This is a genomic window from Kitasatospora sp. NPDC059648, from assembly GCF_042734825.1.
In the GTDB taxonomy this organism is placed as follows: domain Bacteria; phylum Actinomycetota; class Actinomycetes; order Streptomycetales; family Streptomycetaceae; genus Kitasatospora.
The window spans coordinates 18,820-43,612 of sequence record NZ_JBHWDU010000033.1; the positions used below are offsets into that span (position 1 = coordinate 18,820).

The window sequence follows — 24,793 nt, forward strand, 5'->3', positions numbered from 1 at the left end:
GGTCCGGTCCGCCCGCCCTTCCACGAGCCCGGCGGAGCGCCCGGGACGCGCGAGCCGGGCGCGGCCGTTCGGGTCACGTCCGGGCGAGGAGCCCGGCGGGCACCGGGCGCTTGCGCACGAACGCGGACCGCAGCGCGTGGTACGGCGATTCGGGTGTGAAGAACTGCCGGCGCATCACCGCGAGCTCCTCCTCCCGGTACGCGGCGAGCGGCTTCGCCCGCTCGTCGGCCTCGCGCGCGGCCTTCTTCGCCGCGATCCGCTGCTGGGCGGTGGGCGAGGCGGCGAGCAGCCCGGCCAGGCGGGCCGCGTTCGCCCCGAACTCGCCGGGCCCGCAGTCCAGCACCCGGTCGACCAGGCCGATCCGCTCGGCCGCCGCGGCGGACACCGGGAGGGCCTGGTCGGTCAGCCGTCCGGCCTCGGCCGCGCCCACCCGCCGCGGCAGGGTGTACGTCCAGTACTCCGACCCGTACAGGCCCATCAGCCGGTAGTGCGGGTTGAGCACGGAGCCGCCGCGGCACCACACCTCGTCGGCGGCCAGCGCCAGCATCATCCCGCCGGCCGCGGCGTTGCCGCCGAGGGCGGCGACCACCAGCCGGTCGGTGGTGGTGAGCACCTCGGCGACCAGGTCGTCCATCGCGGTGATGTTCGCCCAGGACTCGGCGGCCGGGTCCGGCGCGGCCTCGATGACGTTGAGGTGGATGCCGTTGGAGAAGAAGTCACGGCCGCCGCCGAGCACCAGCACCGTGGTCGGGCGGCCGAGCGCGAAGCGGTACGCCGCCAGCAGCCGGTGGCAGTGCTCGGTGGACATCGCTCCCCCGGGGAAGGCGAAGCGCAGCAGGCCCACCGGGCCGTCCTCGCGGTAGCGGATGTCCGACCAGCCGTCCTGTTCGCCCTCGCCCGGCATCAGCGGCGCGGGCTCCTCGGGCAGCGGCGGAAGCAGGGCGCCGAGCGCCGTGACCGCCGGGAGCTTGAAGGTCTCGGAACCGCCCGGGGTGCGGCGGCGGCGCAACTCGGGGATCCACACCGCGCCGTCCGAGGTGGCCCGGCAGACGGCGCCGGCCCGGGTGGCGAGCAGCTCGCCGGGCCGTCCGCGCAGCAGCGGCTCGTGGTGGCCGCCGTGCAGGTACCACTCGCCGCCGCACAGCTCGTCCAGCACCCCGGGCTGGGAGTCCGCCGCGCGGAGCCTGCGCAGCACCGTCTCGGTGGGGTCGGTCGCCCAGTCGATCCGGCGGTCCTCCTGGCGCAGGAAGGGCCGGGTGCGGACGGTCTCGCGCCAGCCCGGTCCGCGCTGCGGCTGCGGGGCGTAGGTGCCGGAGGCGACGCGCTCCACGGCGAGCAGGGCGGCGGCCACGGCGGCGTCGGAGACCTCGTTGCGGTAGAGGTCGCTCTTGCCGCGCTCGGGCAGCCCGCAGGGCTCCGCGGCCCAGACCGGCCCGGCGTCCAGCTCCGCCTCGGCCTGGAGCACGGTGACGCCCCACTCGGTGCGGCCGTCCTGGATCGCCCGGTCGAGCGAGGAGGGGCCGCGGTCGCCTGGCGGCCCGGGGTGGACGATCAGGCAGGTGACCCGCGACCAGACCTCCTGGGGGATCGCGGTGCGCAGCATCGGCGCGAGCAGTACGTCCGGCCGGAACCGGTCCAGTGTGGCGGACAACTCCTCGTCGTCACCGTCCAGTTGGAACTCGACCTGGTGGCGCCGGTCGCGCAGTTCGGCGTGCAGCCGCTGGCTGAGGCTGTTGAACGCGCTGGCGAGGAGCAGGATCCGCATGTCCGCCTCCGACGATGAGGGCCTCCGGGGTTCCGGCGATCATCGCCTCCGGCCCGCCCGTCGCCCGGCCCGCCCGAGCCCGCCGCGCCGCCCGTTCACCCGGGCGGCGGGGGCGGTGTCCGGTGCTGTCCGCGCGATCGGCCCCGGCGTCGGCGGTGGCCGACCGGCAGGGCGGTGAGCGCGGCGGTGGCGACGCCCTCCGCCCGGGCGGCGAGGGTCTTCTCGGCGGACCGGACCGGCTCGTACTGTCCGGCAGCGGGCCGAGGGGGGCGACGTCGACGCAGCGGTGGAGCAGCAGCGCGCCGAGGCCGGCGGCGGCCACCGCGCGCGGCAGGAGGCCGGTGAAGCCGCGCCGTCGGTCCGCTGCCGGGGTGGCCACGTGGCCTCAGGCCACGGTGAGGGTGCCGTGCATGAACGGGTGGATGGTGCAGATGTACGGGTGGTCGCCGGTCTGCTGGGGCGCGGTGAAGGTCGCGGTGGCGCCGGGCGCGATCGTGCCGGTGTCGAAGGACCTGTCGGAGGCGGTGAGGGTGTGGGCGGTGGTGTCCTGGTTGGTCACCGTGACCGTCCGGCCGGGGCCCGCCTTCAGGCTCGCGGGGGCGAACACGAAGTCCTTGACGGTGACCTGGAGGGCGGCGGCGCTGCTCTGCGTCGGGCTCGTCGCCACCGTGCTGACCTGCACGGGGCTCGTCGCGCCCGTCGATGGCGTGCCGGAGCCGCCGCCCGCGCTGGAGCAGGCCGCGAGCAGGGCGGGGAGCAGCAGCGCGGCGGCTGCCCGGAGGGGCCGGGATCTGGTCACGTTCGGGCTCCGTTCGGGAGGGAGGGCGGCGGGAGCGGCCCGTCCCCCAGCCTCCTCCGGCGGGTGGGCTTCGCGATCTGGTCCAGGGCTCCGGACAGCCCGCCATTTCCTTCGTAGGAGTGAAAGTGAGGGCTCGGAGTTGACGAGTGTCGGCTGCGGTACAGGCCGCGGATGCAAGGGAATTGTGGAGATTCGTCCGCTCCTGGCTGCCTGTGGACGCACCGGGTAGGCGCCCCGGGCGCACCGGGCCGTCCCGGTCCGGCGCGTCGCTATCACAGGAGGCCGTACCGATGCAGTTGTCCACCGTCCGCCCGGTGCCCGTGACCTTCCCCGAGAGCGCGGCGCCCGACGTCCCGGTCGAGGCGGAACTCCGCTTCGACGCGAGCCTCCCGTACGCGGCCTGCCTGGCCTTCCCGCTGACCCCGTGCCAGTGCACCGGCGAGGCCGCCCGGGTGTGCTGGTACTTCAGCCGCGAACTGCTGAACGAGGGCCGGCTCGGCCCGGTCGGCAACGGTGACGTGAAGGTCCGTCCGGGGCCCGCGGGCGAGGTCCTGATCACCCTGCGGGGGCCCGGCGGCGGCTCCCTGGTCAGCGCGCCGGAGGATCTCGTCACGGCCTTCCTCTCGGACTCCTTCACCCTGGTGCCCGCCGGATCCGAGTCCGAGCACCTGGACGTCGACGCGGCCCTGGCCCGGCTCCTGGCCACCGGCTGACCTCCGGCTGAGCCCACCGCCCGGTCCCGCCGGCCGCCCGTCGGGGCGCACGCGATCCTCCGTAGAATCCACGGGCCGATCCCACTCGCCCGCAGGAGGCCGCGTTGACGTCCGACCCCGGACCCGGTGTGCTCACCCGCCTGGAGACCCTGCTCCACCAGGCTCCCGCCGACCGCGGAGGGGCGCTGTGGCGCCTCCAGGAGGAGGGCCGCCAGCTGGACGCGAACATCGTCCGCCTGCCGGCGAACGCCGGGGTCGCCGGGCACGTGGAGCCGGACCTGGACGTCCTGGTCCAGGTGCTCGACGGGAGCGGCCTCCTGGAGACCGACAACGGCCGGCAGGAGCTCTCCCCGGGGTGCACCGCCTGGCTGCCGCACGGCGCGCGGCGGTCGGTCACGGCGGGCGGGGAGGGCCTGGTCTACCTCACCGTCCACCGCCGCCGGCCCGGCCTGTCCATCCGCTCGGCGCCCCTCGGGTAGGCACCGCGGCCGGAGCGGGGGCAGGCCGCCGCGCGGGAGACCGCCCGCCCACCGCGCCGAGCCCCGAGTACGCGCACCGGAGGGCAGTCCGGGCTCCACCAGGTGCGCCGAAGAGGCTCCCCACCAGGAGGGGCGGGTCGCGGAAGCCGCCCGGGCGTCGGGGCGGAGCGGGTCACCCCGTGCCTCCGCGGCGAGTTACTTGACAGCCTCAACCTTTCACGCCTAGCGTCGTCGCCAATTGCTTCAGCTGATGAAGGATTGAGGGACAGCCCTGATGACCCCGCTGGACCGCGGCACCGCCGTCGCCGCCGAGACCGCCCGCTTCGTCGCCGCCGTACGGCAGGCCGACCCCGCCCTTCCGGTGCCCGGCTGCCCGGGGTGGACGCTGGCCGACCTGGTCCGCCACACCGGCAGCGTGCAGCGCTGGTTCACCGTGCTGCTGCGCCAACGGATCCAGGAGCCGCCGCGCAGCCGGGACGTTGACCTGCGGCTGCCCGAGCGGCCCGAGGAGTACCCGGCCTGGCTCGCCGAGGCCGCCGAGCAGGCCGCCGCGGTGTTCGCCGAGGGCGACCTCGACGCGCCGATGTGGGCCTGGGGCGCCGACCAGCACGCCCGGTTCTGGGTGCGCCGGATGCTGTTCGAGACCCTCGTCCACCGGGTGGACGCCGAACTCGCGCTCGGCCTGGAGCCGGACGTCGACCCGGACCTCGCGGCCGACGGGGTGGACGAGTTCCTGACCAACCTGCCCTTCGCCGCCTTCTTCGCCCCCGGAACGGCCGAACTGCACGGCGAGAACCGGACCATCCGCTTCGCCCGCACCGACGGCGAGGGCGACTGGCTGGTCCGGCTGCGCCCCGACGGCTTCGGCCTCGACGGTGCCGACGGGGAGGCCGACGCGACCGTCCGGGCCTGCGCCGCCGAACTGCTGCTGCTCCTCTACGGGCGCCTCGACCGCACGGCGGCCGGCGTCGAGGTCTCGGGTGACGAGGACCTGCTGGCGCACTGGTTCGCCCACTCCTCCTTCTGAGCTCAGGCCGTCGCGGCGAGGGTGCCGTCGAAGGTGGCGGCCGCGAGGCCGAAGGAGAGGGTCATCCCGATGCCGGAGGTGACCGAGACGGCCCGTACGCCCGGAGCCAGGTCGCGCACCAGCAGCGGACCTCGGGGGCTGCTGGCGTAGACGCCCTGCCAGCGCTCCAGGATCCGCAGGCGCGGCACGCCCAGCACCCGGGCGACGGCGTCGATCAGCAGCTCGTAGGTGCGCTCGTCGACGAACGGCGGGGTGGTGGCGTCGTAGTGGTGCGAGTCGCCGACCAGCAGGGTGCCGTCCGGCTGGCGGGTGAACATCACGTTGGCGCCGATCTCCAGCAGCTCCGCGCTGTGGCCGAGCACCTCCTCCCGCAGCCGGGCGGCCGACGGCCGGGCGGTGAAGGCGTCGTAGCGGAGCATCGAGGTGGCGGTCAGCACCGCGGACTCGGTACGGAAGCCCTTCGGGGCGGCGGCCCGGGCCATGGTCAGCCTGCAGCGCTGGATCCCGTGGTCCTCGGCGATGTCGGGGAACAGGTAGTCCAGGTCGTGGCCGACGCAGACCAGGACGCGCTCGCCGTGGACCGGGCCGCGGGTGGTGTGCACGGTGCCGGGCTCGACGCCGGTGACGGCGGTGCCCCACAGGACGCGGCCCCGCGGCTGCTCGGCCACCCAGCGGGCCAGGCCGGGCGCCGCCTCGCGCGGGTCGACCCGCAGGTCGGCGGGCAGCACCGCGCCGCCCACCAGGTCGCCGTCCGCGCCCGCCCCCCGGCCGAGCGCCTCGGCCGTCTGCGCCGCACTGCGCAACCGCACCGCGTCGCCACCGCGTTCGGCGTGCAGCTCCTCCAGGACGGCCGCCTCGGTCGCCGACCGTGCGACCACCAGGGTGCCGGCCTCCGCGGCCCAGATGCCGGCCGCCTCGGCGGCGCGCAGCCAGCCCGGCCGGGAGCGCTGGGCGAGGGCGAGCAGTTCGCCGTCCTGGGCACTGATGCAGCAGTGGCCGAAGTTGCGGACCGAGGCGCCGACCGGCCGCCGGTCGCGGTCGACGACGGTGACGGAGAGTCCGTTGTCCAACGCCTCGAAGGCGTGGGCGAGGCCGATGATGCCGGCGCCGACGATCACCACGTCGCTACGGGGGGCGGTGGCGGAGGTCACGGGTGGGGTGCTGCTGCTCATGGGGCCAGCTTCCGGGCTTCCGTGCCCCGAAGTCAATACATGTATGTACAAGTTACCGGCTGTTCATTCAGTCGACGGCCACCGGGGCCCGCTTGTTGAACAGGGGGATCCACAGATCGACCGACCTTGAGAAGTTCCGAGTCCGGATGCCATAGTCGACTTGTGAAGACAAGTGAGGACCTCCCTCTCCACCAACGGCTCGGCGCGGAGTTCCAGCGCCGCATCGAGTCCGGCGAGTGGCCCGAGGGCAAGCCGGTGCCCAGCGAGTCGCAGCTCTGCGCCGAGTTCGGCACCTCCCGCGGTCCGGTCCGCCAGGCCCTGGCCATGCTGCGCAGCGCGGGCAGCCTGGTCGGCGGGCGAGGCAAGCCGCCCGTGGCCGTGCGCACCACGCCCTCCCAGCCGTTCGACACCTTCCTGTCCTTCACCCAGTGGGCCCGCAGCATCGGCCGCGAGCCCGGGCAGAGCACCGTCGAGGTCGCCCGCCGCCGGGCGTCCCCGGGGGCGGCGGCCCGGCTGGGCCTGGCGGAGGGCGAGCCGGTCGTCGAGCTCGTCCGGCTGCGGCTGCTGGACGGCGTCCCGGCCATGCTGGAGCGCTCCACCTTCGTCCACGAGGTCGGCCGCATCCTGTTCGACTTCGACCCGGACACCGGCTCCGTCTACCGGGAGCTGCTGCGCCGGGAGGTCGACCTGCACCACGCCCGGCACACCATCGACGCCGTCGCCGCCGGGCCGCGCGACGCCGAACTGCTGCGGGTCGACACCGGAGCCCCGCTGCTGCGGGTGCGCCGGCTCACCACCTCCCGCCTGGGTGTGCCGCTGGAGGACGCCGACGACCGCTACCTGCCCGCCATGGCCACCTTCACCGTCGAGAACACCGTCGAAGGCCGTACCGTCATCGGCCGCTACCGCACCGAAGAGGACTGACAAAGTGATCGAGCTCGCCGCCCTGGACATGGCCGGGACCACCGTCAACGAGTCCGGCGCCGTCTACCGGGCGCTGCGCACCGCCGTCGAGCGGAACGGGGTGTCCGTCGCCGAGGCCGACCTCCAGACCTGGATGGGCACCGACAAGCGCGAGGCCATCGCCGCCCTGGTCCGCCTCGGCGGCGGCGCCCCGACCCCGGAGCTGGTGGAGGAGAGCTACGCGGCCTTCGCGGAGTACCTGCGCGAGGCGTACCGTGCCACTCCCCCGCAGGCCGTCCCGGGGGTCGAGGAGGCGCTGGCCGAGCTGCGCCGGCGCGGGATCAAGGTCGCGCTCACCACCGGTTTCAGCGACGACGTCGCGTACCCGCTGCTGGAGTCGCTCGGCTGGTCCACCGGCGAGGGCGGCAACCTGGACGCGGTGGTCACCTCGGACGAGGTGCCGCGCGGCCGCCCGGCGCCGTACATGATCCACCTGGCGATGCAGAAGACCGGGGTCATCGACACCCGCCGGGTGCTGACCGCCGGCGACACCGTGGTGGACGTCGAGGCCGGCCGCAACGCCGGGGCCGGCGTGGTCGTCGGAGTGCTGACCGGGGAACTCACCCGCGCCGACTTCGACGGGCACCCGCAGACCCACGTGCTGGCCAGCGCCGCCGAGATCCCCGGCCTCGCCGAGGCCCGGCCGGGCGCCTGACGCCTCCTCCCGTACGGGCTGCCGGACGCCGCGGGACGGTCCGGCGGCCCGTTGTGCACCGCGCGCGCCGACCCGCTAGCGTGGACCGCTTCGCCCCTACCGAGGCCCACCGAGGAGAGCAGCGCCGTGTCCGACAGCTTCGCGCACCTGCACGTCCACACCGAGTACTCGATGCTGGACGGGGCGGCGAAGAACGGCAAGCTCTTCGCCGAGGCGGAGAGACAGGGCATGCCCGCCATCGCCATGAGCGACCACGGCAACATGTTCGGCGCGTACGAGTTCTTCCACGCGGCCGCGAAGACCGGGGTGAAGCCGATCATCGGCATCGAGGCGTACGTCGCCCCCGGCTCGCGCTTCCTGAAGAAGCAGGTGTTCTGGTCGCCGGGCGGCCAGCGCCCGACCGGCGCCGACGGCGAGGGCGGCAAGGACGTCTCCGGCGGCGGCCGCTACACCCACATGACGATGTGGGCGCAGAACGCGACCGGCCTGCGGAACCTCTTCAAGCTCTCCTCGCTCGCGTCGATGGAGGGCTACTACATGAAGCCCCGGATGGACCGCGAGCTGATCGCCGCCAACGCGGGCGGCATCATCGCGACCACCGGCTGCCCCTCCGGCGAGGTGCAGACCCGGCTGCGGCTGGGCCAGTACGAGGAGGCGGTCAAGGCCGCGGGCGCGTACCAGGACATCTTCGGGAAGGAGAACTACTTCCTGGAGCTGATGGACCACGGCCTGGACATCGAGCGCGACGTCCGCGAGGACCTGCTGCGGCTGGCCAAGCAGCTGAACATCCCGCTGCTGGCCACCAACGACTCCCACTACGTCACCGCCGACCAGGCCGACGCCCACGACAGCCTGCTCTGCGTCGGCGTGGGCAAGAACAAGGACGACCCGAACCGCTTCAAGTTCCAGGGCACCGGCTACTACGTCAAGACCGCCGAGGAGATGCGCGAGCTCTTCCGCGAGCTGCCGGAGGCCTGCGACAACACCCTGGCGATCGCCGAGCGCGTCGAGTCGTACGAGGAGGTCTTCACCTACGTCGACCGGATGCCCCAGTTCGACGTGCCCGAGGGCGAGACCCAGGCCTCGTACCTGCGCAAGAAGATCGAGATCGGCCTGAAGCACCGCTACGGCGACAACCCCAGCCAGGAGGTGCTGGACCGGATCGAGCTGGAGATGGGCGTGATCACCCCGATGGGGTTCGACGCCTACTTCCTCGTGGTCGCCGACATCTGCCAGTACGGCCGGGACAACGGCATCCCGGTCGGCCCGGGCCGTGGCTCGGCGGCGGGCTCGATGGTCGCCTACCTCACCGGGATCACCCAGCTGGACCCGCTGGAGCACGACCTGCTGTTCGAGCGCTTCCTCAACCCCGAGCGCATCAACCCCCCGGACGTCGACATCGACTTCGACGACCGCCAGCGCGACCAGATGGTCCGCTACGTGACCGAGAAGTACGGCGCCGCGTACACCGCGCAGGTGAACACCTTCGGCACGATCAAGGCCAAGGCCGCCGTCAAGGACGCCAACCGCATCCTCGGCTACCCGTTCTCGATGGGCGACCGGATCACCAAGGCGATGCCGCCGGACGTCATGGGCAAGGGCGTGCCGCTGGCCGACCTGTTCGACGAGAAGCACGCCCGGTACAACGAGGGCACCGAGATCCGGGCGCTCTACCAGAACGAACCGGACGTCAAGAAGATCATCGACACCGGGCGCGGCATCGAGGGCCTGATCCGCGGCACCGGCGTGCACGCGGCCGCCGTCATCCTCTCCTCGACCCCGCTGCTCGACCTGATCCCGCTGCACATGCGGGACAAGGACGGCGTGATCATCACCGGCTTCGACTATCCGTCGTGCGAAGCCATGGGCCTGATCAAGATGGACTTCCTGGGTCTGCGGAACCTGGGCATCATCGACCACTGCATCAAGATCGTGAAGGCCAACCGGGGCATCGACGTCGACATCGAGAAGATCCCGATCGACGATCCCACCACCTACCAACTGCTCGCCCGGGGCGACACCCTGGGCGTGTTCCAGCTCGACGGCGGCCCCATGCGCGCCCTGCTCAAGTTGATGAAGCCCACCGAGTTCGCCGACATCTCCGCCGTCTCCGCGCTGTACCGCCCCGGCCCGATGGGCATGAACTCGCACACCAACTACGCGCTGCGCAAGAACGGCCAGCAGGAGATCATCCCGATCCACCCCGAGCTGGAGGAACCGCTCAAGGACGTCCTCGGCCCCACCTACGGCCTGATCGTCTACCAGGAGCAGGTCCAGCGAGCGGCCCAGGTGCTGGCCGGCTACTCGCTCGGTCAGGCAGACCTGCTGCGCCGCGCGATGGGCAAGAAGAAGAAGGAGGTGCTGGAGAAGGAGTTCGTGCCCTTCCACGCGGGCTGCAAGGAGCGCGGCTACTCCGACGAGGCCATCCAGGCCGTCTGGGACGTCCTGGTCCCGTTCGCCGGCTACGCGTTCAACAAATCGCACTCCGCCGCGTACGGCCTGGTCTCGTACCAGACCGCGTACCTCAAGGCCAACTACCCGGCCGAGTACATGGCCGCGCTGCTCACCTCCGTCGCCGACGACAAGGACAAGATGGCCGTCTACCTGGCCGAGTGCCGGCAGATGGGCATCAAGATCCTCTCCCCCGACGTCAACGAGTCGGTGGTCGACTTCACCGCCGTCGGCAGCGACGTCCGCTTCGGCCTCAAGGCCGTGCGCAACGTCGGCGTGCCCGTGATCGAGTCGCTGGTCGGCACCCGGGAGGAGAAGGGCAAGTACACCTCCTTCGCCGACTTCCTGGACAAGGTCGAACTGGTGGTCTGCAACAAGCGCACCGTCGACTCCCTGATCAAGGCGGGCGCCTTCGACTCGCTCGGCCACACCCGGCTCTCGCTCAGCAGCGTGCACGAGAGCGCGATCGACTCCGTCACCGGGCTCAAGAAGCAGCAGGCCATCGGCCAGGACGACCTGTTCGGCGCCCTCGACGCCGGCGACGGCGGCGGGCCCGGCATCGGACTGGACTTCCAGCTCACCGACAACGAGTGGCCCCGACGCCAACTGCTCGCGCTTGAACGAGAGATGCTCGGCCTTTACGTCTCCAGCCACCCGCTCGACGGCGCCGAACACATCCTCTCCCAGAACCGCGACACCTCGATCGCCGAACTCCTCGGCTCGGGCCGCTCCGAGGGCGAGGTCCGCCTCTCCGGGCTGATCACCGCCGTCGACCGGCGGATCAACAAGGCGGGCAACGCCTGGGCGATCATCACCCTCGCCGACCGCGACGGCTCGGTCGAGGTGCTGTTCTTCCCCGCGACCTACAACCTGATGGCCGACCAGATGATCGAGGACAACGTGATCTCGATCCGCGGCCGGCTCAACGAGCGCGACGGCTCGCTGAGCGTCTTCGGCCAGGAGATCACCACCCTCGACGTCTCCTCCGCCGAACTGGGCACCAAACCGCCGGTCCAGATCACCGTGCCGGTCCACCGGATCACCCCCCAGATGGTCGCCGAGCTCAAGCTCGCCCTCCAGGCCCACCCCGGCGACGTCCCGATCCGGCTGCTCACCACCAACTGGGACAAGAACACTCTCTACGAGCTGGGCTTCCTGGTGAACCCCGACAACGGGCTCGCCTCGGACATCAAGACCCTCCTCGGCAACCGGGCCTGGACGGGGGCGGCGGTCCGCGCGTAGGGCCTCGTCCTCGGACTCCCGTGACGGGACGAACGGGCCCCGGGCCGGCCGTGCGGGCCGGGCCGGGGCCCGTTCGCGGGTCCTCGGGGCGAGGGGTCGGCCGTCTCAGCCGTCGTTCTCGGCGGAGGGGATGTAGGCGCCGGGGACGTCGTTCGGAGCGTGGATCTCGTCCTCGCCCGGGTAGGGGGTGGTCCAGCCGTGGGTCTGGTACCAGGTCAGGTGGTTCATCTGGGCCGGGTTCGCGCGGTCCGGGGCGGCGTTGGGGCCGGTCAGGTGCTGCTGGGACTTCCAGGCGTCCCACTGGGCGGCGACGCCCTGCTCGGCGGCCGGCGGGGCGGCGGTCACCGGCGCCGCCGCCGCGCTGCGGTCCTGGGCACCGGGGACGTCGACGCCGCAGGTGGGCGGGGTCTTCAGGCCGTCGGTCAGCGAGGTCCGGTTGGGCACCGCGGTGAACGGCGTGTAGTCGGGCCTGTCGGTGAAGGCCGTGGCCATCGGGGTGGCCGCGCTGTCCTTCTGGTTCATCGGGTGCATCCCGAGGATCTGCTCGATGGTGCGGATCATGGTGATCTGCGAGTAGTAGCGGCTGTCGACGGCGCCGTGCTGGGCCCAGGGGCTGATGATCTGGATCGGGGCGCGGTGGCCGTCCACGTGGTCCAGGCCCGCCTGGGAGTCGTCCTCGACCACGAAGATCGCTGAGTCCTTCCAGTACTCGCTGTGCGAGATCTCCTGGACGATCCTGCCGACCGCCAGGTCGTTGTCGGCGACCTGCGCGGCCGGGCCGGCCGGGCCGCCGGTGTGGTCACTGGACAGCCAGAGCATGTTGAGCGCGGCCGGGCCGTTCCGCTCGAAGTCCTGCTTCCAGATCTGGTAGCGGTACTGGTCCGGCACGTCGAGGTCGAACTTGGGGAAGCCGGGCACCGACACGTCGTTGAGCGAGGGGATCGGCGAGGAGGAGTTGAGCGGGTAGGCGGTGTCGTCGCCGGTCGCCTCCATGTTCTTGGCGTCGCAGTACAGGTTCTGCCAGTTCGCGCCGGCGGGCTTGGTCAGGAACTGGTGGAACTCGCCGAAGTCGCGCACGTCCCGGCCGGCCGCCTGCGCGCCCGTCCACAGGAAGCCCGAGCGCTGGTGGCCCAGGGCGTCGTCCTCGGTGTCGTAGCTGCGCTCGTACTCGCCCGCCGAGGACTCGGTGTACTCCGGGTTGTCCGCCTGCATCAGCCAGTTGTGGCCCTCGGCGGAGTTGGTGCCGATGTCGTAGGTGTTGTCGTAGAGCCCGAACTGCTTGGCCAGCGCCTGCTGGTTGGGCGTCACGTCGGCGCCGAACTGGGCCAGCTTCGGGTCGCCGTTGCCCTTGCCGATGTCACCGAAGACCTGGTCGTAGGTCCGGTTCTCCTTGACGATCAGGAAGACGTGCTTGATCGTCGACGGGTCGCCGATCCGGGCGGGTACGGCGACGGGCTTCGCCCTGCGCCGGTCGGCGGTCCGGACCGCGTCCCTGGTCCAGCCGTTCTGCTCGAAGACCTTGTCGGTCTGGGAGCGGATCTCCTTGTCGCCCGGCAGGGTGAACTGGGTGAGGCTGGAGGTGGTGTCGTGGGTGTTGTGGGCGCCGGTGGAGTTGGGCCGCCGGGCGTCGATGCCGCGGGTGTTGGAGACGACCACCTTCGAGCCGACGGTGGTGACCTCGGCCGGGAAGTAGTCGGTGGGCAGCAGGCCGACGTAGCTCACCGGCTCCTGGGCGCCGGTGAAGCGGTAGACGGCCACCGCGTCGGCGCGGCCGAGGGCGACCAGCAGCCGGCCGTCGTCGGTGAGCGTCACCGAGGTCGGCTCGTAGCCCACCGAGGCCTCCGGCCACGGCTTGGTGGAGATCCGCTGAACGACCTTGTCGTTCCTGGTGTCGATGACCGACACCTGGTCGGAGGAGGTGTCGGCGACGAAGACCGTCCCGTTCTTGGCGTACACCGCGGTCGGGTGCAGGCCGACGTCGATCGAGCCGACGGCGGCGGAGGGGGCGGAGAGGTCGATCACGCTGACGGTGCCCGAGGTCGCGGCGCCGGTGTCCGGGTCGGCCGGGACCTGGGTGCCGTAGGAGTTGAGCGTGTCGTCGTCGGGGGTGGCAGCCCGGCCGCCCTCGTTGCTGACGTAGAGCTTGTGCCCGACCTGCACGATGCCGCGCGGCGCGTTGCCCACCGTCCAGCTCCGGCCGGGCGCACCGGTGGCCGTGTCGATCGCGACCACCCGGTTCTGGCCGTTGACGGCCGCGTACAGCGTCGAGCCGTCGGCGGAGAACACCGCGCCGGAGGCCAGCGCGTGCTTGTCGCCGTCGGCGGGGATCGCCACCTTCACCGGGTCCGCGAGCGAGCCGTCGGCCTTGACGGTGAACCGGGTGTAGCCGTCGAGCTGGCCGAGCCACAGCTGCTTGCCGTCCGGCGAGTAGACCGGGGCCTCCTGGCCGACCGAGCCGTCGGTCAGGTGCAGGTCGGCCGTCCTGGCCTTGCCCGCGCGCTGCTGCACCTTGCCGGTCCTCAGGTCCACCACGACCAGTGAGGCGTCGCCGTCGGCGAGCGAGGCGGCCAGGTGGGTGCCGTCCGGGCTGACCCGGGAGCCCATGAGCTTGCCGTTGTCGATCACCAGCCGGTCGCCGTACGGGGCTATGTACTGGTCGCTGGACATCACCTGGCCGCCGGCGGTGACCTGGCCGACCTGGTCGTTGCCGAACTGGTGGGTGGCCGCGAAGGCCGTGCCGGTGGCCACGGCCACCGCCGTGATGCACGCCGTGGCCAGAGTGGCCCGGCGGCCGACCCGCCGGGCGAGCAGTACGGACCGCTCCTTCTGGACACGTCGACGACGCGTTACCTGCATGGCGTCAGCCCTTCGTTGTGAGTGCGCGCTTCGTGGTGAGTGCGCTTGGTGGTGAGTGCGCGGGGATGCATGGGCGGGAGGGGGCGCGAGGGGGCGGCGGGCCCGGTCAGTCCGTCGCGGGGGCGAGCAGGTCGATCTGGCCGTCGAACTGCCACAGCGGGTTCGGCGCGTCGCCGGCCTCGGTGTGCACCAGGAAGTAGCCGTTCACTTCCTTCGGGCCGTCACCGTCCGCCGTCACCCGCCCGTCCGGGGCGACGTCCAGCTGGTAGACCGCCGTCCCCGGGGCGGCCGTGCCGGGCAGGTGCCAGGTGACGGTGCAGCGCCAGTCGTTGCCCGGTCCCTCCGGGTCGACCTGGCCGTCGCCCCGGCCGCAGTCCGCCGTGACCCGCAGGCCGGCCTCGGTGACGGCAGGGCGGTGCAACTGCTCGGTCTGCAGCCGGTACAGGTGCGCGAACACGGTGGTGACGGTGCGCTGCACCTTCGCCCGGGTGATCCCCGACCCGGTCGAGGGCGTGGCCACGGCGACCGCGCCGAAGGCCAGCACCAGCAGCCCGGCCAGCGGCGCCACCCCGAAGACGAGCGCCCGGCGTCCGCCGCCGTCCTCGCTGCCGTTGGTGAAGTCCCGCCGGACGAACAGCAGGTACGCCGCCGTGGTCGCCACCACCGCCCACACCAGGCTCACCCCGACGGCGATCAGCGGCTCGGCCGGGCGCGCCGGGCCGGCGAACAGCCCGTTCCAGGAGACGAAGGCGTAGCCGGGCAGGGCGAGGCGCAACGCCACCGGCAGCGGCAGCATCTAGGCCAGTTGCATCGCGACCGCGGACAGCGCGGGGACGAGCAGCCCCATCGGGGAGCGGCCCAGGACGACGGAGCCGAGCAGCCCGAGCGCCGCCAGTGCCAGGGTGGGCGCCAGCGCGCAGGCCCAGGCGAGCAGGACGCCCACGGCCGCGTCGGACGGCGCCAGCCGGTGCCCGTCGACTCCGACCAGCGGCTGGTTTCCGACCGCCGCCAGTCCTCCGACGGTGCTGGAGACCACCAAGCCGGCCACCAGCAGGGCGAGCACGGTCCCGGCCGCCAGGGCCTTGGCCAGGAAGATCCGCCGCGGCGATCGGACCGCCACCAGGAGGTGCCGCCACGTCCCGAGGCGGTCCTCGGCGGCGAACACGTCGCCGGCGACCACCGAGGTCAGAAGCGGCAGCGCCCAGGAGCCGGCGAAGCCCAGCACCACCAGCGTGCCGGCCCAGCCGGTGGCGTGCATCCAGCGGCCGAACAGGGTGTCGGAGGGCAGCGTCCCCTGCTGGGCCACGGCCGCCACGAACAGCCCGGGCAGCGCCCAACAGGCGAGTGCCAGCAGGCGGAACCGCCACTGCGAGACGAGCTTGACCAGCTCGAAGCGGTACACCCGGCCCACCGGCACCCGGCGCGCCCCGACTGCGACGGCGGGGCCGGCCCCGGCCGCCGCCCTTCCGGCCGTGACCGTGCTCATCGCCCGCCCTCCTGATGTTCCGCCGTGCGCTGCTCCTGGGTGAGGGCGAGGTACGCGGCCTCCAGCGGCGACACCACGGGGGCGACCTCGCGCACCCGTACGCCCTCCCGCACCAGGGCCGCCACCAACCGCTCGACTGCGGGCCCGGAGGCGCGCACCACCAGCGCCTCGGTGCCGCGCCACTTCCCGGCGCCGTCCACGACCCGCACTCCCGCGGTCTCGTCGGCCACCCGGCGGGTGGTCGGCGGGTCGGAGGTGAGCAGGCGGTGGTCCAGCTCGCGGGTCTCGGCCGCCAGGCCGTCCAGCGGTCCGGAGAAGCGCACCCGCCCGGTGGCGAGGATCGTCACCTCGGAGCAGAGCGCCTCCAGGTCGTCCATCCGGTGGCTGGACAGCACGACCGTCACGCCGTCGTCCGCGAGCCGGCGCAGCGCCCCGTGCACGTGCTGCTTGCCCGCCGGGTCCAGGCCGTTGGAGGGCTCGTCGAGCACCAGCAGGCGCGGTTCGGTGAGCAGCGCGGCGGCCAGTCCGAGCCGCTGGCGCATGCCCAGCGAGAAGCCGCGCACCCGGTCGTCGGCGACGTCGGTGAGCCCGACCTCGGCCAGTACCCCGTCGATCCGCCGGGCCCCGGTGTCCTGACCGCGAAGCGCCGCCAGCGCCGCCAGGTTCTTCCGGGCGGTCAGGGACGGGTACAGCCCCGGGCCGTCGACGAATCCGGCGACCCCGTCCGGTGCGGCGAGTGCCCGTCCGACCGGTCTGCCCAGCACCTCCAGCTCGCCCGCGTCGGCGACGGCCAGTCCGAGCAGCAACCCCAGCAGGGTGGTCTTCCCGGCGCCGTTCGGCCCGGCCAGCCCGTGGATCCGCCCGGGCACCAACTCCAGCCCGACCTCGTCGAGCGCCACGACGTCATCGAAGCACTTCGTCAATCCGCTGGCCCGTACGGCAGGTTGGGTGTCTTCCATGGCTCCTTCTCGCAGTCCCCCAGGCAAGGTAGGGGGTTGACGGGGCGGAGTCAGGAGCACACGGTTGAACACCGGTGGAACAACCGATGGAACGGCCGGCGGCCGGCTCGGAGGCTGCCGGGGCCCGGAGGGAGCGGAGGGCTCACCGGCCCAGCGGGCTCAGCGGGCTCAGCGGGCTCAGACGGTGACGGTCTCGGCTTCCACAGGACCCCGGGGTTCGGCTCCGGGGCGGCCACCCTCTCGCTGACCGGTCTGCAGGGTGTCCCGGGCGCGACGCCCGGCCGGGGCTCCGGTTCACCGGCGTGGCAGGCGTGGGCCCGCCACGCCGGCGGCCCGGAGCCTGGCCTCGGTCAGCGCGGTCAGCCGGGCGGAGACCGGCGCCCGCTCCTCCCCGTGCCGGTCGATCAGCCGGTACTGGGTGGCGGCCCTGCTCCAGGCCTCCAGACTGCCCGGGTCCCCCAGCAGAGCGGGGTTGGCGAGGTAGCGGTCGGCCATGGCGGCGGCGAGTTCCTCGATCCCCGGGTCGTCCGGGTCCCGGTCCCGGGCTTCCCACCCGCGCTTGGCCAGCTCGACGAACTCGGCGTCGTCGAGCTGGTGTTCCAGCTGGCTGAGGAAGCCGTCGAAGCCTTCCGGCACCAGCACCCGGGCCAGCACCAGCGCCTCGCGCTGCGCGGCCACGTAGTCCGGGTCGAAGCCGAGGCCGGGCATCCGGTCGAGGATCGCGCAGGCGCGGTCGGGCAGCAGGGCCCGGTCGCCCTCGGCGAGCCGGTGCAGCGTCTCCCGGCGCGCCGTCAGCTCGGCGATCCGTTCGGCGAGCCGCCGCTCGACGTCGGCCAGGGCGGCGGCGAACTCCTCGGCGTCGGCGTCGAGCAGGGGCCCGATCTCGGCCAGCGGCACCCCTGCGGTGGCCAGGGTCCGGACCTGCACCAGCCGCAGCAGCTCGTCCGAGCCGTACCGCCGGTAGCCGGAGGCGTCGCGCCGCGGTTCGTCGACCAGCCCGTGCTCGTGGTAGTGCCGCACGGTCTTCACCGAGACCCCGAGGAACGCCGCGGCCTGACCGATCGTGACTCCGCTCATCATGTGCCCAGCCTCTCGTGCGTTCGGAGCGGGCGGCCGACCACCCCCCGGTTCGGGGCCCTTCCGTGGTAGTGGTCGACCGGGGTGTCCCACGCGATCCTGCCCTCCGCCACCAGCAGCAGCACCGAGCCCGCGATGGAGCCCTGGTGCCGCTGCCGATGCGCAGGTGCCCGTCGGTCAGCGGCTCGGCGTCGCCGCCCAGCTCGCGCGCCCCGACGCTGCCGGCCCACTCGCCCCGTTCGTCGGCCACCCGCAGCTGCACGCCGACGAAGCCGGATCCGACGAGCTCCCCGATCGCCTGCCGCGGTGCCGGGCGGTCCCGGTCGGGGCGGGTGGTGGCCAGGGGCCTGGGGACGGTGGTGGACATGGTGTTCCTCGGGGTCCGCCGGGTCCGGATCGGCGTCCGGCTGCTGCGACGAATCTCCACCCTGCCCCAGGGGCCGGCTCAAGCGTGTCCCGGCTCACGGTCCGGGGGGCAACGGACGTGCTCAGCCCGTCACCTCGATCGTCACGTCGTAACTGCGCTGGTCCGGCGCGCAGTTGAGGGCCTCGCCGCAGGCGGTGCGGGACGCGGTGAGGTGCGCCGTGCCCGCCGTCCGGGCGGCGAAGGAGGTGGTGACCGTGCCGCAGCCACCGCCCGGGCGGCAGGACGGGGAGGGCGCGGTGGTCGGGGCGCCCGCCGGGGTGAGGACGTCGGCGGCGGAGCTGGCGACGGCGGACCAGTAGGTGCCGTGCAGTTGGACCGAGACGGTCGCGCCGACGGCGACCTTCAGGGTGGTGCGGTTGGCCTTTTCGTCGGCGGTCACGGCGGCCGGGGCGGTCACGGCCTTCGTGGTGGGCGCCGGGGCGGAGGCGGCCGTCGCAGCGCCCTTCGAGCCGCAGCCGGTCAGGGCCAGCAGGGCGGCGGCGCAGGTCAGGGCGAGGGCGGCGGGTCTTCTCAGGTTCATGGTGGTTCCTTGGTGCAGAGGTGGAAGCGGTACCGGTTCGACGCACCGGAGGCCGGATCGGATCCCCCCGAAACCGAAGAAACGCACCGGAGCGGGCACGAGGCCCACCCCGGTGCGTCGAGCCGAGGCGATCGTCAGGAGACGGTCACGTTGTCGTAGTAGGTGTAGGTCGGGTCACCCGCGTAGTCGTCGTCGTGGTTGCTCAGGGTGAGCGTGTACGAGTGACCGGGGGTGACGGTCGCGGTCTGGTTGGTCCAGCTCGCGGCGGAGGAGCAGGTCTTGGCCAGGACCGTCTTGGTCGTGCCGGCGGTGTTGTCCTTCAGGGTCGCGGTGGCCCAGTCGTAGGTCACGGTGTCCGGGCAGGTGTTGCTGTACCAGAAGGACAGCGTGCTGGAGCCGGCCGGCGCGGTGAAGGTCTGGGCCGCGGTGGAGTCGGTGCTGGGGCTGCTGGAGCCCAGCTGCAGGCCGTAGCTGCCACTGTGGGCGGCCGCGCCGAGGACGGAGGCGCTGCCGGTGGTGCTCCAGCCGGTCGCGTTGCCGTTCTCGAAGCCGCCGTTGGTGACGGCGCCGCCGCCCGAGGTGGAGGACTCGGTCCAGGTGAAGGTGGTGTTGCCCGCGGCGCCGGTGGTGTCGGTCGCGGTGACCGTCACGCTGGAGGTGCCGGCGGCGGTCGGCGTGCCGGAGATCAGACCGGTCGAGGAGTTGATCGACAGGCCGGCGGGCAGGCCGGTGGCCGAGTAGCTCAGGGTCTGGCCGGAGGCCGAGTCACTGGCGTGGATCTGCAGGCTGGCCGCGGTGCCGACGGTGCCGGACTGGTTGCCCGGGTTGGTGACGGTGACCGTGTTGCCGTGGGTCAGGATGGCGTGCGAGATGGCGCAGGAGTTGGTGTCGTTCGACCAGCTGGCCTGCTCGGCGAAGGTGCCGTAGGAGCCGAAGGAGACGTTGGCGGCGCCGCCGGCCGAGCCGGGCTGGATCCAGGCGCACTCGTCCGAGTTCTCCTGGCCGTTGTACGAGCTGCCGCTCACGTGGTTGGTCCAGCCGCCGGCCGGGTTCTGGTCGGACATCATCTCGTGCCACTCGTGGCCGAGGGTCATCGTGTAGCCGTCCAGCGTGCCGGGCGAGTTGACGAAGCCGACGCCGCAGGTGGAGCCCTGGTCGATGTTGTACGGCTGGTTGGAGAAGGCGATGTCGCCGTAGGGCGAGTTGGCGGCGCCGCCGGTGAGGGTGGTGTCGCCGTTCCAGTCGTGCCAGGCGCAGTACCCGGTGGTCGGGTTCTGGTAGTCGTCCGGGTTGGTGCCGTGCGGCGACAGGATGACGTAGTACGCGTCGCGGTTGGCGGCGGCCGTGGTGTTGCCGAAGTGGCCCGCGGCCTTGACGGCCTCCTGGGCCAGCTGGTTGCCGGTGGCCTGGGCTGGCGAGGCGGCCGCGTTGTCGTACCAGACGCCGGCCAGGACGCCGCCGCTCTGGTACGGGATGAAGTTGGCGTTGGACGGGCAGCTGGTGGCACCGGTGGCGACGTTGGGGCCGTCGCACCACTGGGTCAGGTCGGCCGACCAGGTCTCGCCGTTGGTGCCGATGCCCTTGAACATCTGCTGGGTGGCACCGGCGGCGCCGGCCGAGTCGCCGGAGAACTTCGCGTTCCCGTTGGCGTCGGTGGTCTGGGTGCCCCACTGGGTGCCGTAGAAGACCAGGTAGACCTTGGAGTGGCCGCTCTGCACGCCGATGCCGTCGACGCCGCCGCCGTAGGAGAGCGTCTCCTGGCCGGTAGCCGCCGCCTGGTTCTTGGCGGCGAGCCACTTCTTGTACTTCTCCTGCTGCTGCTTGCCCGGGACCGCGCCGTGGCGGTACGGGTGGCCGTTCTGCGGGCTCCAGGGGTTGAACTCGTTGCCGACGCTGCCCGAGGAGCTGGAGATGTCCTGCGCGGCGGCCGGGCCGGCCGCACCGGCCAGGCCGGCGGCGGCGAGGGCGAGGGACGCCAGGCCGGTGAGCGCCGCGTACTTCGCACGCCGCATTCTGTGGGAGTGACCCATGAGGTGGGGGTGCCTCTCTCGTACCGATCGCCCGCACGGCCGTTGGGGGGCCGCGAACGATCCCTTTGTGGGGAAGGAGCAGACGGCGGAATCCGCCCGAACGCCAAATCCGGTCATTTCTTCCGGGCAACCGGAATTGACTGTCTTTCGGTGGGGCTGCCTGCTGGGCATGAAGGAAAGCAGAGTTGACGAACGCAGGTCAACGGCCAGGGGTAAGGAAACATTAAGAACGGGGTCCGGGCAGGTGAAGTACCTGATCCAGAACTCTTCCGAAGGGTCCGGCATTCACTGAATAACGGTCAGAACACTGTTTCCGCATTCAGTGAAAACGTCGCGGTTTCAACATTCCTTCACAGATCCGACCGATTGGTTCGATCACGACTGGCCGACCCGGCCCCGGAGACCGGGATCGCCGGGCGGAAGCTGCAGGACGGCTTCGGTCGCGGCCGCTGGCGCACCGGCGGGGGAGATCCTCGGGCTGTTCGACGGCCCTCGAACTGCTCGAACCGGGCCCGGTCCCCCGCTCCTTGTGGCGCCCGGAACCCGAGGCGGACGGTACCGCAGCCCCGTCCGACGAAGCCGAACTGTCGGCGTGGGAGCGGCTGGTCTCCTGCACCCCGGCCCGCATGCCCTGCCCGTTCCCGAGCAGGGCGTACACGGGCGCGCCAACGGCGCTCGGGGCGTGCGGCGTTGAGTTCGCCACCGAAGTGCTTCCATCGGACTACCGGCTCGTCATCCCACTCCCGCGCGCTCTTACCCCGGGGGGTGTCCGGCCTCGATCCTGGCTGCGGACTCGGTCGTCATCGAACCGTTCCGTCACTCCCAGGCGTGTTCCCCACGAGAGGAAACCCCCTCATGGCCATCGGGATTCGACTGCCGCACACCTCCGCCGCCCTGGGCGCCGTCCTCCTCGCCGCCACGGCCGCCGTTCCGCTGGCGGCGACACCCGCCCGGGCGGCCAGTCCCATCTGCCTGAGCGGCACCCTGCAGTACGACTACCAGTCGGCCGAAGCCGGGCCGACGAAGCCCACCCAGACCAAGCCGGCCCGCAACGCCGACATCCAGCTGTGGGGCGCGGAGAAGACCACCGACACCTCGCACCAGCTCACCGCCGACTACCAGCTCACCAACAGCACCGACGGCAGCTTCAACCTCTGCTACACCCCCACCTCGACCACCTCGATGAGCAGCATGTGGGTGCGGTTCCGGACCGAGAGCGGGCAGTACTGGAAGGTCGCCGACACCACCGGCACGCCGTACACGCTGGACTCGGCCACCCAGACCAACATCGCCGGCAGCACCTCGCTGGGCACGGTCAAGCCCCCCGCCGCAACCGCCCGGGCCTGGCACGCCTTCGACACCGTCAACCTCCTGTACCAGCACCGCGGCAACGGCAGCAGCGCCTGCTGGTCCTCCCGCGAGGCGAACAACGCCTGCACCGAACTCACGGTCCGGTGGACCGCCAACTCGGCCGACGGCCCGTACTACGACCTCGCCAACACCGTCCACCTCTCGGCCGCCGATCCCGACTCCGAGCACACCGTGCTCCACGAGTCCGGCCACTTCTTCATGCACCGCCTGTACAACGGCTCGTTCCCGGCCGTCACCAACTGCAGCCCGCACTACATCCAGCTGGTCAGCTCCGGCACGTGCGCGTGGACCGAGGGCTTCGCCGACTCGACGGCCGCGTACCTGCTCGGCGACTACCGCTACGTGTGGTCCGACGGCAGCAGCTACCCCTTCACGTACACCACCGGCTGGAACACCGGGGACCAGGTCCAGGGCAACGTGGACGGCTCGCTGCTCGACCTGTGGAACAACGTCGACGGCGGCTGGAACGGCACCATCGCCCTGCTGACCTCGAAGGCGCCGTCGACCTTCGCGGACTACTTCAAGACCGACCGCGCGGCCGGCAACCTCGCCACCACCGGAAGCGCCCTCAGCTACCTGGCGGCCCACACCATCGACTACGGCCCCGGCATCGTGGGCGACAACCAGTACCACGGCCTCACCAACGGCGGCGGTCTGGCCCTGGAGCACGCCGGGCAGTGCGCCAACGCCACCAACGTCGTCGCCGACCTGAACGCCTACGACCCCACCCACGCCTCGGAGAAGTGGAAGTTCGACCCGAACGCCGACGGCACGGCGCGGATCTACGACAGCTGCCCGACCCCCCTCACCCTGACCGCCCCCGCCACCGCCGGCGCCCAGGCCACCCTGCAGGCCTTCAACTCGGCCAACCAGTACCAGAAGTGGCAGGTCACCCAGAACGGCAGCGGCACCCTGACGATCACCAACCCGGCGACCGGCTACGTGCTCGACAGCAGCGCGGTCAGCGCCGGCGCCGCCGTGGTCGTCAACCCGACCCGCAACGCCAACTCCCAGAACTGGGCAACCCTGAGCTGACGAGCCGCACCGAGCGGAGATCCGGGGAACTCCGTGCGGGACCGCTTCGGCGGCCCCGCACGGAGCTCTGTCAGGCGTCGGGGGCCATCGTCAGGCCGAAGCCGGCGGGCATCTGGGCCAGCACGCCGTCGATGATGCGGATCAGGTTGGCCTGGGAGGCGGACAGCGTGTTGATGCTGCCGCTGCCGGACAGACCGGTCTCGATGTCGATGTCGATCCCGTCGAAGTTGTACTTCTTGACGATCGGGACGACGGTCGCCACGAACCTGTCGGCGACGGTACTGGAACTCAGGTCGATGCCCGCGGCGGGCCGCCGATCGACATCAGGATCGTCGCGCCGGCGGCCTCGGCCTGAAACATCCCTGCCCGTTCAGCCACGACGCCCTCCCGGCCGCGCCGCGCCCCACGCCCCCGTGCCGGCCGCCTCGCCACCGCCTCTTCGTTGCCCGCCGGGTGGCCGCCGTGCGTGCTGCGCGGGCAGGCTGCTCAGGCCGTCGGCAGCGGCGCCGGCGCAGCCGGGCCGGTGTAGCGGGCAGACGGGCGGATGATCTTGGAGTCGGCGGCCTGTTCCAGGATGTTGGCACTCCAGCCGATCACCCGGCCCGCGGCGAAGGTGGGGGTGAACATCTCCCGGGGCAGGCCGCACAGGTGCATCACCACGCCGGCGTAGAACTCCACGTTGGTGTGGAGTTCGCGCCCCGGCTTCAGCTCCGCCAGGATCGCCTCGACCCGGGCCTCGACCTGGACGGCGAGGCCGACCAGTTCGCCGCCGAAGGACCGCGCGACACCGCGGAGCATCCGGGAGCGCGGGTCCTCGGTGCGGTAGACGGCGTGGCCGAAGCCCATGATCCGGTCGCCGGCCAGCACGCGCTCCCGGATCCAGCCGTCGATCCGGTCCGGGGTGCCGATCGCGTCCAGGGTGTCCAGCGCCCGGCTGGGGGCTCCGCCGTGCAGCGGTCCGGAGAGTGCCCCGAGCCCGCCGACCAGACAGGCCACCAGGTCGGCCCCGGTGGAGGCGATCACCCGGGCGGTGAAGGTGGAGGCGTTGAAGCCGTGATCCACGGTGGATATCAGGTACTGCTCGATCGCCCGGGCCTCGGCCGGCCCGGGCTCCCGGCCGGTCAGCATGTAGAGGTAGTTGGCGGCGTGGCCGAGGTCCTCGCGCGGCTCGACCGGCTGCTCGCCGTTCTGCAGCCGGTACAGCGCGGTGAGCACGGTGGGCACCAGCGCGGTGGCGAACAGGGCGTCCTCGACGCGCCGTTCGGGGGCGGTGTCGTACAGCGGCCGGATGCCGCGGTCGGCGGCGGCGATCGAGAGCGCGGCGCCCAGGGCGGCGAGCGGGCCGCCGTGGGCGGTGCTCGCCGCGAGTGCGGGCAGCACCGGACGCAGCGCGTCGGGCAGTCGGCGCAGCGGTGCGGTACGGGCCAGGAAGGCGGCGCGGCGGGCCGGGTCGGGGAGCGCGCCGAGCAGCATCAGGTGCCAGACGTCCTCCAGGGTGCGCTGCTCGGCGAGGTCGATCGCCGAGTACTGGCGGTAGTGGTAGAAGCCCTCCCGCCCGCGGACGTCGCCGAGTTCGGTCTCGGTGACCACGACGCCCTTGAGTCCGCGGGGGACCTCGATCTCGGTGGTGCTCGGGGTGGTCGGCATGGCGACAGTCCTTCCGGTGGGTGTTCGTTCCCGTTGACGTTCTGTACTCTCCGATCGTTGATCCATGCTGTCAATATTGATTGAAATCAATGTGGAATACTGTGGATCGATCGATCATC

Annotated in this window: 16 protein-coding genes and 2 pseudogenes; 7 read left to right on the plus strand and 11 right to left on the minus strand. The window is 72.3% G+C overall.

What is annotated here, in order from left to right:
• Positions 1–73: 73 nt before the first annotated feature.
• Both ACFV1W_RS20715 and ACFV1W_RS20720 read right to left on the minus strand, forming a co-directional pair.
• Positions 74–1,765 carry an enoyl-CoA hydratase-related protein gene (locus tag ACFV1W_RS20715; RefSeq protein ID WP_380418538.1) on the minus strand — a complete coding sequence of 564 codons (1,692 nt, stop codon included), beginning with the start codon at positions 1,763–1,765 and terminating at the stop codon, positions 74–76.
• Positions 1,766–2,150: 385 nt separating this feature from the next.
• Positions 2,151–2,564, minus strand: coding sequence for a cupredoxin domain-containing protein (locus ACFV1W_RS20720; protein ID WP_380418540.1), 414 nt, complete (start codon positions 2,562–2,564; stop codon positions 2,151–2,153).
• A 290-nt stretch (positions 2,565–2,854) separates the two neighbouring features.
• On the opposite strand from ACFV1W_RS20720, the gene ACFV1W_RS20725 reads away from it, so the two are divergent.
• The 3 genes from ACFV1W_RS20725 (at position 2,855) to ACFV1W_RS20735 (ending at position 4,783) form a co-directional block, all read left to right on the plus strand.
• The gene (locus ACFV1W_RS20725; protein ID WP_380418542.1) at positions 2,855–3,277 is read left to right on the plus strand and encodes an SsgA family sporulation/cell division regulator; all 423 of its coding nucleotides are present in this window, start codon (positions 2,855–2,857) and stop codon (positions 3,275–3,277) included.
• Between the two features lie 104 nt (positions 3,278–3,381).
• Positions 3,382–3,756, plus strand: a complete 375-nt coding sequence (locus ACFV1W_RS20730) for a cupin domain-containing protein (RefSeq protein ID WP_380418544.1) — start codon at positions 3,382–3,384, stop codon at positions 3,754–3,756.
• A gap of 274 nt (positions 3,757–4,030) precedes the next feature.
• Positions 4,031–4,783 carry a maleylpyruvate isomerase family mycothiol-dependent enzyme gene (locus tag ACFV1W_RS20735; RefSeq protein WP_380418546.1) on the plus strand — a complete coding sequence of 251 codons (753 nt, stop codon included), beginning with the start codon at positions 4,031–4,033 and terminating at the stop codon, positions 4,781–4,783.
• A 2-nt stretch (positions 4,784–4,785) separates the two neighbouring features.
• Here ACFV1W_RS20735 and ACFV1W_RS20740 read toward each other — a convergent pair whose 3' ends face one another.
• On the minus strand, positions 4,786–5,955 hold the full coding sequence (locus ACFV1W_RS20740; protein ID WP_380418548.1) for a TIGR03364 family FAD-dependent oxidoreductase: 1,170 nt from the start codon (positions 5,953–5,955) through the stop codon (positions 4,786–4,788).
• 162 nt (positions 5,956–6,117) lie between these two features.
• On the opposite strand from ACFV1W_RS20740, the gene ACFV1W_RS20745 reads away from it, so the two are divergent.
• The 3 genes from ACFV1W_RS20745 (at position 6,118) to dnaE (ending at position 11,266) form a co-directional block, all read left to right on the plus strand.
• On the plus strand, positions 6,118–6,879 hold the full coding sequence (locus ACFV1W_RS20745) for a GntR family transcriptional regulator (protein ID WP_380418550.1): 762 nt from the start codon (positions 6,118–6,120) through the stop codon (positions 6,877–6,879).
• A gap of 4 nt (positions 6,880–6,883) precedes the next feature.
• Positions 6,884–7,573 (plus strand): phosphonatase-like hydrolase, encoded by a 690-nt coding sequence (locus tag ACFV1W_RS20750; RefSeq protein WP_380418552.1) that lies wholly within the window; start codon positions 6,884–6,886, stop codon positions 7,571–7,573.
• Positions 7,574–7,699: 126 nt separating this feature from the next.
• Complete coding sequence (dnaE, locus tag ACFV1W_RS20755) at positions 7,700–11,266, plus strand: DNA polymerase III subunit alpha (protein ID WP_380418554.1); 3,567 nt, start codon at positions 7,700–7,702, stop codon at positions 11,264–11,266.
• Between the two features lie 105 nt (positions 11,267–11,371).
• Here dnaE and ACFV1W_RS20760 read toward each other — a convergent pair whose 3' ends face one another.
• The 6 genes and pseudogenes from ACFV1W_RS20760 to ACFV1W_RS20785 all read right to left on the minus strand — a co-directional run bounded on the left by ACFV1W_RS20760 (position 11,372) and on the right by ACFV1W_RS20785 (position 20,603).
• Positions 11,372–14,122, minus strand: a complete 2,751-nt coding sequence (locus ACFV1W_RS20760; protein WP_380418556.1) for a bifunctional YncE family protein/alkaline phosphatase family protein — start codon at positions 14,120–14,122, stop codon at positions 11,372–11,374.
• Positions 14,123–14,228: 106 nt separating this feature from the next.
• Positions 14,229–15,608, minus strand: a pseudogene (locus tag ACFV1W_RS20765) (ABC transporter permease).
• A complete protein-coding gene (locus ACFV1W_RS20770; RefSeq protein ID WP_380418558.1) occupies positions 15,605–16,567 on the minus strand; it encodes an ABC transporter ATP-binding protein in 963 nt (320 codons plus the stop codon). The pseudogene ACFV1W_RS20765 and the gene ACFV1W_RS20770 overlap by 4 nt, the downstream one beginning before the upstream one ends.
• Positions 16,568–16,861: 294 nt before the next feature.
• Positions 16,862–17,647: a MerR family transcriptional regulator gene (locus ACFV1W_RS20775; RefSeq protein ID WP_380418560.1), complete on the minus strand. Its 786-nt coding sequence runs from the start codon at positions 17,645–17,647 to the stop codon at positions 16,862–16,864.
• A 485-nt stretch (positions 17,648–18,132) separates the two neighbouring features.
• Entirely contained in the window at positions 18,133–18,591 is a 459-nt protein-coding gene (locus tag ACFV1W_RS20780) for a hypothetical protein (protein ID WP_380418562.1), read from the minus strand.
• A 134-nt stretch (positions 18,592–18,725) separates the two neighbouring features.
• Complete coding sequence (locus ACFV1W_RS20785) at positions 18,726–20,603, minus strand: putative Ig domain-containing protein (RefSeq protein WP_380418564.1); 1,878 nt, start codon at positions 20,601–20,603, stop codon at positions 18,726–18,728.
• Between the two features lie 873 nt (positions 20,604–21,476).
• On the opposite strand from ACFV1W_RS20785, the gene ACFV1W_RS20790 reads away from it, so the two are divergent.
• The gene (locus tag ACFV1W_RS20790; protein ID WP_380418566.1) at positions 21,477–23,027 is read left to right on the plus strand and encodes an RICIN domain-containing protein; all 1,551 of its coding nucleotides are present in this window, start codon (positions 21,477–21,479) and stop codon (positions 23,025–23,027) included.
• Between the two features lie 76 nt (positions 23,028–23,103).
• On the opposite strand, the pseudogene ACFV1W_RS20795 reads toward ACFV1W_RS20790, so the two are convergent.
• Together ACFV1W_RS20795 and ACFV1W_RS20800 are read right to left on the minus strand one after the other, a co-directional pair.
• Positions 23,104–23,405, minus strand: a pseudogene (locus ACFV1W_RS20795) (glycosyl hydrolase family 18 protein); the annotation flags it as partial.
• Positions 23,406–23,513: 108 nt separating this feature from the next.
• Positions 23,514–24,674 carry a citrate synthase/methylcitrate synthase gene (locus ACFV1W_RS20800; RefSeq protein WP_380418568.1) on the minus strand — a complete coding sequence of 387 codons (1,161 nt, stop codon included), beginning with the start codon at positions 24,672–24,674 and terminating at the stop codon, positions 23,514–23,516.
• Positions 24,675–24,793: the final 119 nt, after the last annotated feature.